Below are 7,825 nucleotides of genomic sequence, written 5' to 3' on the forward strand. Positions count from 1 at the left end.
CCCGATGGTCCACGTGCAGACGACCTCCCCACCGCTCAGGCGCGTGCCTGAGGCACCTACGCCTCAGGCGTATACGTCGAGGACTCCGGCATCGCCGCCGGCATCGGCTATGCGCTGATGCCTCTTCTTGGCCTCGGTGACCACGAATTCCCGGTACATCTCGGCGATCTGGGGGTCCAGGCCCGCATCCACGGCGATGCGGACGAGACGGGCCATCTGGTGGTCCTCGCGACGCTGATCCGCCGGCGCGAATCCCGCCTGGGCCTTGAGCACCCCCACCTGGGAAGTGAACTTGAAGCGTTCGGCGAGGAGGGAGATGATCGCCGAGTCGACGTTGTCGATGGACTGGCGAAGCTGCCGGATACGCGCGACCGCCTGGGCGGCCTGCGGCCCCCGCCGGGCAGCCTCCTCGTCGACCGTGGTGTCACGCCAGTGTCCGTCCGCCTCGTCGTCCATGTGATTCCTCATTTCTCGAAATACGTCTGCAGGATCATGGTGCTCTCGGTGGCCGCCGGAACATCCCTGTGGATCCTGTTGAGAAGCTCCTCGAGCTTCCCCGGCGTGGCGACCCGCACGCGAAGGATGAAGCTCTGCGCCCCCGCCACGGAATAGCATGCCGTCACACCCTCGATCCCCTCCAGCAGCCCAGGGATCTCGGCCTCACGCGAATAGTCCAACGGAGTGACGGAGACGAAGGCCGCGATCGGAAGTCCGCGAAGCTCCTCGTTGATCAGGGCGCGATAGCCCATGATGACGCCGCGCTCCTCAAGCCGTCGGACGCGGGACTGAACCGCCGAGACGGAGAGCCCAGAGACCTCGGCGAGCTGCGAAAGCGTGGCGCGACCATCCTCCCCAAGAACCTCGAGGATGCCACGATCCGCATCGTCCAGCGCCGGTTGCGACACCGCCGGTTCGCGCTGAACGCGCCGTCGCTGCGTCTGAGCCATGCCGCATCCACCTTCCGTCGGATATCTCCAGAATAGCCGTCGCGGGTCGGCAAATCCGGTCCGAAGCAGGATCAGGCCATCACGCCCTCCGTGAATGACGGATATATGTTTGTAACAGGGTGTGTATACAGTAACTATTACTTCAATCTATAGTATTTCAGTATTTTTTATCGAGGTGAATGATGACTCCGATGACGACTCCCACGCTCGGCTTGAACGCGGAATCCATCCCCCGTTCGGGAATCCGCGACGTCTTCGACAGGGCGGAGAAGGTCCCGGGGGCCATCTCCCTCTGCGTCGGGGAGCCCCGCCATACGGCGTCCCCGGCGGTGGCCAGGGCGGCCTGCGACAGCATCAGACGAGGACTGACGACGTACACGGACATCCTCGGCATCCCCGATTTCCGTCACGCCGCCGCGAACTACACCAGCCGCGTCAAGGGACTCGAATACGACCCCGACCACGAGATACAGGCCATGGAAGGCGCGACCATGGGAATCTTCCTCGCGCTCAAGGCGGTCATCGACCCCGGCGACGAGGTCATCATCCCCTCGCCCTTCTTCCCGTCCTATCAGGCCGCGGTGCTGATGTGCGGAGGAGTCCCGCGAACGGTCGCCCTCAGCCCTCGGAACGGCATGCATCTGAACGCCGAGGACATCGACCGAGCCGTCGGGCCGCGGACAAAGGCCGTGATCATCAACTCCCCGGGGAATCCGACGGGTGCGGTGACATCGGCGGAGGAGCTTGCCGACGTCGCGGACGTGTGCATCCGTCACGGTCTATGGGCGATCAGCGACGAGGTGTATCACCGCTTCGTCTTCCTCCCCGGAGTGGATTCGGCGCCTTCGATCGCGTCGGCTCGGGGCATGAAGAACAGGACCATCATCATCGACAGCCTGTCCAAGACCTTCGCGATGACGGGATGGAGGATGGGATACCTGCTGGCTCCGGCGCACGTCATCGAACAGACGAGCAAGATGGCCGAGCTGGTCCATTCCTCCGTGAATTCGATGGCGCAGTACGGCGGCATCGCGGCGCTGAACGGCCCGGATGAGGACGTGGACCGCATGCGTAGGGAGTATCTCGACGGGCGTCGAATCGTCGTCGATGGTCTCGCCGGATGCCGGTCGCTCCGTCTCATCCCCTCCGAGGGCGCCTTCTACGCCTTCGTGGACGTGCGCCCCACGGGCATGTCCTCGGAGGAGTTCAGCCGGGAGCTGCTCGCGCGATACGGCGTCGCGGTCGTGCCCGGGGAGGCGTTCGGAGCGGAGGGATCGGGCTTCGTGCGGCTCTCCTACGCGGGCGATCCGGAAAGCCTGCGGGAGGGAGTGCGGCGACTGGCGGACTTCGCGGACGAACGTACGCAATCGATCCCGACGGAGGGATTCGACCCCCGGGCCATGGACGCCACCGCCTGAAATCGCATCCGACGCCTGGGAACAGGACGTGAGAACAGACCGGGGGCCGGGGAATCGATTCCCCGGCCCCCGGTCATTCGGCGCGACGCTCAGCCGTTGACGAGATTGCTCTGCTGGACGATGGCCGCCAGGAAGTCATGGTTGCTTGCGGTCTTCTTGAGCCTCGGCACCAGCATCTGGTACGCCTGCTCGGGTTCCATGCCGCCCATGAGACGACGCAGACGGTAGATGACGGGAAGCTCCGCCTTCGCCGTGATGAGCTCCTCACGGCGCGTTCCCGAGGCGTTCACGTCGATGGCAGGGAACATGCGCTTGTCCGCAAGATCGCGGCTCAGACGCAGCTCCATGTTGCCGGTGCCCTTGAACTCCTCGAAGATGACCTCGTCCATCTTGGATCCGGTCTCCACCAGCGCCGACGCGATGATGGTCAGCGACCCGCCGTTCTCGATGTTGCGCGCCGCGCCGAAGAACTTCTTCGGCGGATACAGGGCCTGGGCGTCCACGCCTCCGGAGAGGATGCGTCCCGAGGCCGGGGCCGCGATGTTGTAGGCGCGTGCGAGACGCGTCATGGAGTCGAGAAGCACGACCACGTCCTGCCCGAGTTCAACGAGACGCTTCGCGCGTTCGATGGCAAGCTCGGCGACCATCGTATGGTCCGATGCGGGGCGGTCGAAGGTCGAGGAGATGACCTCGCCCTGGACGGTGCGCTCCATGTCGGTGACCTCTTCGGGGCGCTCATCGACGAGCACGACCATGAGATGCACCTCGGGGTTGTTCGTCGCGATGGAGTTGGCGATGTTCTGCAGCGTGATCGTCTTTCCGGCCTTCGGCGGGGAGACGATGAGGCCACGCTGGCCCTTGCCGATGGGAGCCACGATGTCGATCAGGCGTCCGGTGATGCGGTTCGGCGTGGTCTCCATCCGCAGACGCTCCTGCGGATACAGAGGGGTGAGCTTGGAGAACTGCGGGCGATGGGCCGCCTCCTCGACATCCGCTCCGTTGACGGTCTCGATGGACTGCAGCGGAACGAACTTCTGGCGCTGGCCACGACGATCGCCCTCGCGCGGGGGTCGGATGAAGCCCTGGACGGCATCGCCCTTGCGCAGGCCGTACTTGCGGACCTGTCCCATGGAGACGTAGACGTCGTTGGGGCCGGGAAGATAGCCGGAGGTGCGGATGAAGGCATAGGATTCGAGGACGTCGACGATCCCCGCGACGGGAACACGGCTCTCCGGGGTCTCCTGGGAATCCTGCTCGCGACGGTCGCCCCTGCGGTCCTCGCGCTGGACGGGCTCCTCGTCCTCCATCTCACGGTCGCGCCCACGACGACGCTGGCGTCGGTCGCCGGACTGATGGTCGCGTCCCTGGCGATCATGGTCGCCGCGCGATCTGGTGCGACGGGTGAAATCGCGTCCGCGCTGCTCCTGCTGGTCGTTCTCGGCGGCGTCCTCCTCGGGGAGGGCGGCCAGGATGTCATCGAGATCGCGAACGGGTGCGGCATCCTCCGTGCGCCGATGGCGCCGCGGGTCGGACTGGTTCTGACGCCGTGAGTCACGATGGCGCAGACGCGGCGCCGCGAACGCCTCATCGTCGGAGGCCGACTCGACGGCACCCCCCCCGTTCGAATCGACGTGCCGGGGGCGATCGGCCGAGGCCCGCCCGGCGGGCGTCTGCGCCTTCGCGGAGGGTCGGAAAGACTTCGACGTGCCCTGTGAGGCAGGCGCGGAATCAGCCGAGGCGAAGGAGGGGGACATCGACGATCCGCCGTCCTGCTGCGTGGCGGGCGCCGAATCGGGCGTCCGCGACGACGCCGGAAGCGTGGACGTGGTCGACGGGCTCACCGCGGGCGCGGCGACGGTGACCCCCGCAGGCGCCTGACCGCCGCTCCGGGCGGCTTGGAGGGTGGCGACGAGGACGGGCTTGCGCATCGTCGACGTTCCCCGAAGTCTCATCTGCCGAGCGAGCTCCCTGAGTTCGGACAGCTTCATATCCTCAAGATTTTGGCCTGTTGCCACTGGTCGTGCCTCTCCTTGGGTTCACCGACGCATACGCCGAAGCCCTGCGATGAAGAATGCGGACGATGCCGCTGATGAAGTCCGGCTCCGGAATGACCCTGCCGAACCTCATATACCCTACACCGACGCCCGGGCAAGCGCAAACACGAGGATGGCGGCGGACCCTTCGTCCTGCCGCCATCCTCGCCGCGCGTCCCGCGGCGCATACGCCATAGGCTATTTCGCGGGCGTCCGCCCGTCTTCCTTCTCCTCGTGATAGGACTTCTCGGTGTTCACCGACCAGACGTTCTTCTTGGAGACCGCGCCCGTGCGGATGTTCTTCACCGCCTCCATCGCCGTGGCCATCGAATGGTCCTGGTTGTTGTAGTGGTGCTGCCCGTTGCGTCCCACGCAGTAGAGGTTGCCGAAGGCGTCCAGGTACCTCACGAGCTCGGGCATGCGGGCGTAGGTGTCGAAGTAGGCGGGATACGCCTTCTTCACGCGCTCGCGATGGGAGTCGAGGATGTCGTCGGGACCGGAGATGATGCGCATGCTCGTCAGCTCGCGGATGGCGAAGGCCGTGGCCTCCTCGTCGGTCATGCTCCAGAAGTCATCGCCCTCGTCGCAGAAGTATTCGAGGCCTATCCACACGCTGTCGTCGACGTCCTTGACGAGGTAGGGACTCCAGTTGTTGAAGACCTGGATGCGCCCGACCTTGTAGCCGGGATCCTGCACGTAGATCCAGCAGTCAGGAACGATGGGCGGGTCGCCGAGGGTGGGGATGTCCGTCGTGTTCCTCAGCTTCAGATGCTTCACCAGCAGGCCGATGGTGACGAAGTCCCTGTAGGGCAGGCCGTTGGCGATCACCCTCATGTCCTTGGGCGTTCCGGCATCCCCGGAGCCGATGGCGTTCACCAGGTCCTTGATGGGCATGGAGGAGATGAACTGGTCGCCCCTGAGTTCCGTGCGGCGGCCCTGCGCGTCCTCGTACACGACGGAGGCGATGCGGCCTCCGTCCTGGTTGATGGACACCACGGTGGCGTCGGTAAGTACATGGACCCCGGCGTTCACGCAGTTGTCCTCGACGGTCTCCCACAGCTGCCCGGGTCCGAGCTTCGGGTACCAGAACTCCTCGATGAGGGACGTCTCGACCTTGTGGGAGTCGCGCCTCTTCGGGAGCAGCTTCGCGAAGGCGTTCTTCAGCACCGCGATGATGCTCAGGCCCTTGACGCGCTGCGCGCCCCAGTCCGCCGAGATCTCACGCGGATGGCGTCCCCAGAGCTTCTCCGTGTACCCCTCGAAGAACATCGAATAGAGCTTGCGGCCGAAGCGGTTGATGTAGAAGTTCTCGAGATTGTCCTCGGGAAGCTTGTGGAACACGGACTTGAGATAGCTGAAGCCGGCCACGATGGTCAGCCGGAAGCCCAGCGCCCTGAGGGTGTTGGCCGACAGGGAGATCGGGTAGTCGAACATGTGGTGGTTCCAGAAGATGCGGGAGACGCGGTGGCGCTTGAGCATGACCTTGTCGGTCTTCTCGGGGTCGGGGCCACCGGGCTCGAGGTCGTGGTGACGCCCGAGTTTTTTGTCGTCGTAGGAGGGAGCGCCCTGCAGCGGCAGGACCTTCTTCCACCAGTCCATGATGCGGTCGTCCTTCGAGAAGAAGCGATGACCGCCGATGTCCATCCTGTTGCCGTTGTGCCGCACCGTGCGCGAGATGCCGCCGAACTGCTTGGTGGCCTCGAGAACCGTGACGTCGTAACGCTCGGACCCGCCGTCGCCGATGAGCTCCCATGCCGCGGTGAGACCCGCGGGACCGCCTCCGATGATGACGACGGACTGCTTCTGATTCACTGTGACCTCCACTGTTCCGGCACCGGCGCTGCGGAGCCGGTCAATACACTAGCGCCGCGGGAGGGTCCCCGACGGGTAGAACGGGGAACTTCCACGAATCGGCCACGTCGCCGGTCCCGAGGATGACCCCGTTCGGCCAGGATCACCCGATCGAATCGGGTATGTCGATGTCGGTCTTCTGGACCTCCTCCACGTTGACGTCCTTGAAGGTGACGATGCGCACGCTTTTCACGAAGCGCGACGACCTGTAGACGTCCCAGACCCAGGCATCGGTGAGCTGGACATCGAAGTACACGTCCTGCCCGGCGGAGCGCACGTTGAAATCGACCTTGTTCGCCAGATAGAAGCGGCGTTCGGTCTCCACGACGTAGGTGAACAGCTTGATCACGTCGCGGTATTCCTTGTACAGGGCGAGCTCCGCGCTCGTCTCGTAGTTGTCCAGGTCCTCAGCGCTCATTGCGGCCCCTTCCCGAATCGCCACGTCCGCGTCCTCGCCCGAGGATACGCCACCAGGCGCCCTCGGATCGCTTCGGCGAGGATGGCGAGGCGGGCCAGGAGGCACCGTCAGCGGCGTCATCCGCGGACGTCGTCGAATCCGCTCCGGCGGATGGTCGAGCGTCGGAGGCCAAGGCGGTTCCGCGGCCTGTCGATCCCCTATCCCCGCGCGCGCCGGTCCGCTCCTGCGCCGCATCGACTGTCGGATCCTGCCGGCTTCCCGATCCCCGTTCCTTCGGGGGCATCGGGGCGTCGGCATCATGGCGGGAGCGGCGTCCGCGTCCGGTCCGGGCATCCTTCGCGTGCTCCTCCGGAACCCCGTGCTGACGAATCGCCAGGGAATGCTCGTGGGCGCTCATGGCCTCCTGGACGCCCGGATTGTCCTCGATGACGTGCATGCCGAAGGCGTCAAGCGAACGGATGGGATCGTATTCGTCGACCAGCGTGTCCATGACGATCAGGTCCTGGTACTTCCCGGTCTCGGCATCCCACAGGCCGTCGCGCGCCGTCCCCGAGGGCACGAAGCCCAGCGACTGGTACACGGACAGCGACCGCGTGTTCTTCTCGGGCACGCCCACCCAGATCCGGTGAAGCCCCAGTCCGACCGGAGCCGAGGCGAAGCCATAGGTCATGACCCGGGGCATGGCATCACGCGAGTAGCCGCGGCCGCGGTAGTCCCTGCCCAGCACGATCTGGATGCGGGCCGACCTCGACCATCCGTCGACGTCGATGAGGAAGATCATCCCGATGACCTCCGACCCGTCGCCGCCGGCCTTGCGGTCATCGCGATCGCCGGGCGCATCGCTGAGAATCGACCAGGCGATGGTGCGACGCGATTCCGGATCTCCGAAACGGGCGTGATCCACGGGGCTGCCCTGCGACCAGGCGACCGAGCGACGGACCCATTCATGAACGATGGCGCGCTCCGCCACCGGACCCTTGCCGGTGATGCCGGAGGCGTTGAAGAAGGCGTCCATCTGATCCAGGACGGGGAGATCGTCCGGGGAGGCCGGCCGGAGCCTGAGCATCTCCCCTCGGATGACCGGGACCTCGATCCTATGCGGAAGTCCTCTGAGAGCTTCAGCGTCCGCCGGTAAGCCGACTTCGACAGGCATGCTCA

General features: G+C 65.5%; 7 protein-coding genes. 1 reads left to right on the forward strand and 6 read right to left on the reverse strand.

Translation table 11 applies throughout. The features are described from left to right. Positions 1–63: 63 nt before the first annotated feature. Positions 64–456, reverse strand: coding sequence for a chorismate mutase (locus RWX87_RS06065; RefSeq protein ID WP_314688649.1), 393 nt, complete (start codon positions 454–456; stop codon positions 64–66). An 8-nt stretch (positions 457–464) separates the two neighbouring features. Next, positions 465–947 carry a winged helix-turn-helix transcriptional regulator gene (locus RWX87_RS06070; RefSeq protein ID WP_314688651.1) on the reverse strand — a complete coding sequence of 161 codons (483 nt, stop codon included), beginning with the start codon at positions 945–947 and terminating at the stop codon, positions 465–467. Positions 948–1,138: 191 nt separating this feature from the next. Between RWX87_RS06070 and RWX87_RS06075 the strand changes: the two genes are divergently transcribed. Next, the gene (locus RWX87_RS06075; protein ID WP_314688652.1) at positions 1,139–2,365 is read left to right on the forward strand and encodes a pyridoxal phosphate-dependent aminotransferase; all 1,227 of its coding nucleotides are present in this window, start codon (positions 1,139–1,141) and stop codon (positions 2,363–2,365) included. 89 nt (positions 2,366–2,454) lie between these two features. Here the strand turns inward: RWX87_RS06075 and rho are convergent, their stop codons facing one another. The 4 genes from rho to RWX87_RS06095 form a co-directional block, all read right to left on the reverse strand. Then, positions 2,455–4,353: a transcription termination factor Rho gene (rho, locus tag RWX87_RS06080; protein WP_399552326.1), complete on the reverse strand. Its 1,899-nt coding sequence runs from the start codon at positions 4,351–4,353 to the stop codon at positions 2,455–2,457. A gap of 243 nt (positions 4,354–4,596) precedes the next feature. Continuing rightward, on the reverse strand, positions 4,597–6,210 hold the full coding sequence (locus RWX87_RS06085; protein ID WP_314688654.1) for an NAD(P)/FAD-dependent oxidoreductase: 1,614 nt from the start codon (positions 6,208–6,210) through the stop codon (positions 4,597–4,599). Positions 6,211–6,352: 142 nt separating this feature from the next. After that, a complete protein-coding gene (locus RWX87_RS06090) occupies positions 6,353–6,667 on the reverse strand; it encodes a DUF2469 domain-containing protein (RefSeq protein WP_314688655.1) in 315 nt (104 codons plus the stop codon). Continuing rightward, the gene (locus RWX87_RS06095) at positions 6,657–7,820 is read right to left on the reverse strand and encodes a GNAT family N-acetyltransferase (protein WP_314688657.1); all 1,164 of its coding nucleotides are present in this window, start codon (positions 7,818–7,820) and stop codon (positions 6,657–6,659) included. Before RWX87_RS06095 ends, RWX87_RS06090 begins: the two co-directional genes overlap by 11 nt. Positions 7,821–7,825: the final 5 nt, after the last annotated feature.

This window comes from uncultured Bifidobacterium sp. (genome assembly GCF_963540075.1).
Lineage (GTDB): Bacteria > Actinomycetota > Actinomycetes > Actinomycetales > Bifidobacteriaceae > Bifidobacterium.

What these genes read in the sequence shown, in the direction of transcription:
- RWX87_RS06075 (WP_314688652.1), top strand. Translation starts at nt 1,139, where the DNA reads ATGACGACTCCCACGCTCGGCTTGAACGCGGAATCCATCCCCCGTTCG.
- RWX87_RS06070 (WP_314688651.1), bottom strand. Translation starts at nt 947, where the DNA reads ATGGCTCAGACGCAGCGACGGCGCGTTCAGCGCGAACCGGCGGTGTCG.
- rho (WP_399552326.1), bottom strand. Translation starts at nt 4,353, where the DNA reads ATGAAGCTGTCCGAACTCAGGGAGCTCGCTCGGCAGATGAGACTTCGG.
- RWX87_RS06090 (WP_314688655.1), bottom strand. Translation starts at nt 6,667, where the DNA reads ATGAGCGCTGAGGACCTGGACAACTACGAGACGAGCGCGGAGCTCGCC.
- RWX87_RS06065 (WP_314688649.1), bottom strand. Translation starts at nt 456, where the DNA reads ATGGACGACGAGGCGGACGGACACTGGCGTGACACCACGGTCGACGAG.
- RWX87_RS06095 (WP_314688657.1), bottom strand. Translation starts at nt 7,820, where the DNA reads ATGCCTGTCGAAGTCGGCTTACCGGCGGACGCTGAAGCTCTCAGAGGA.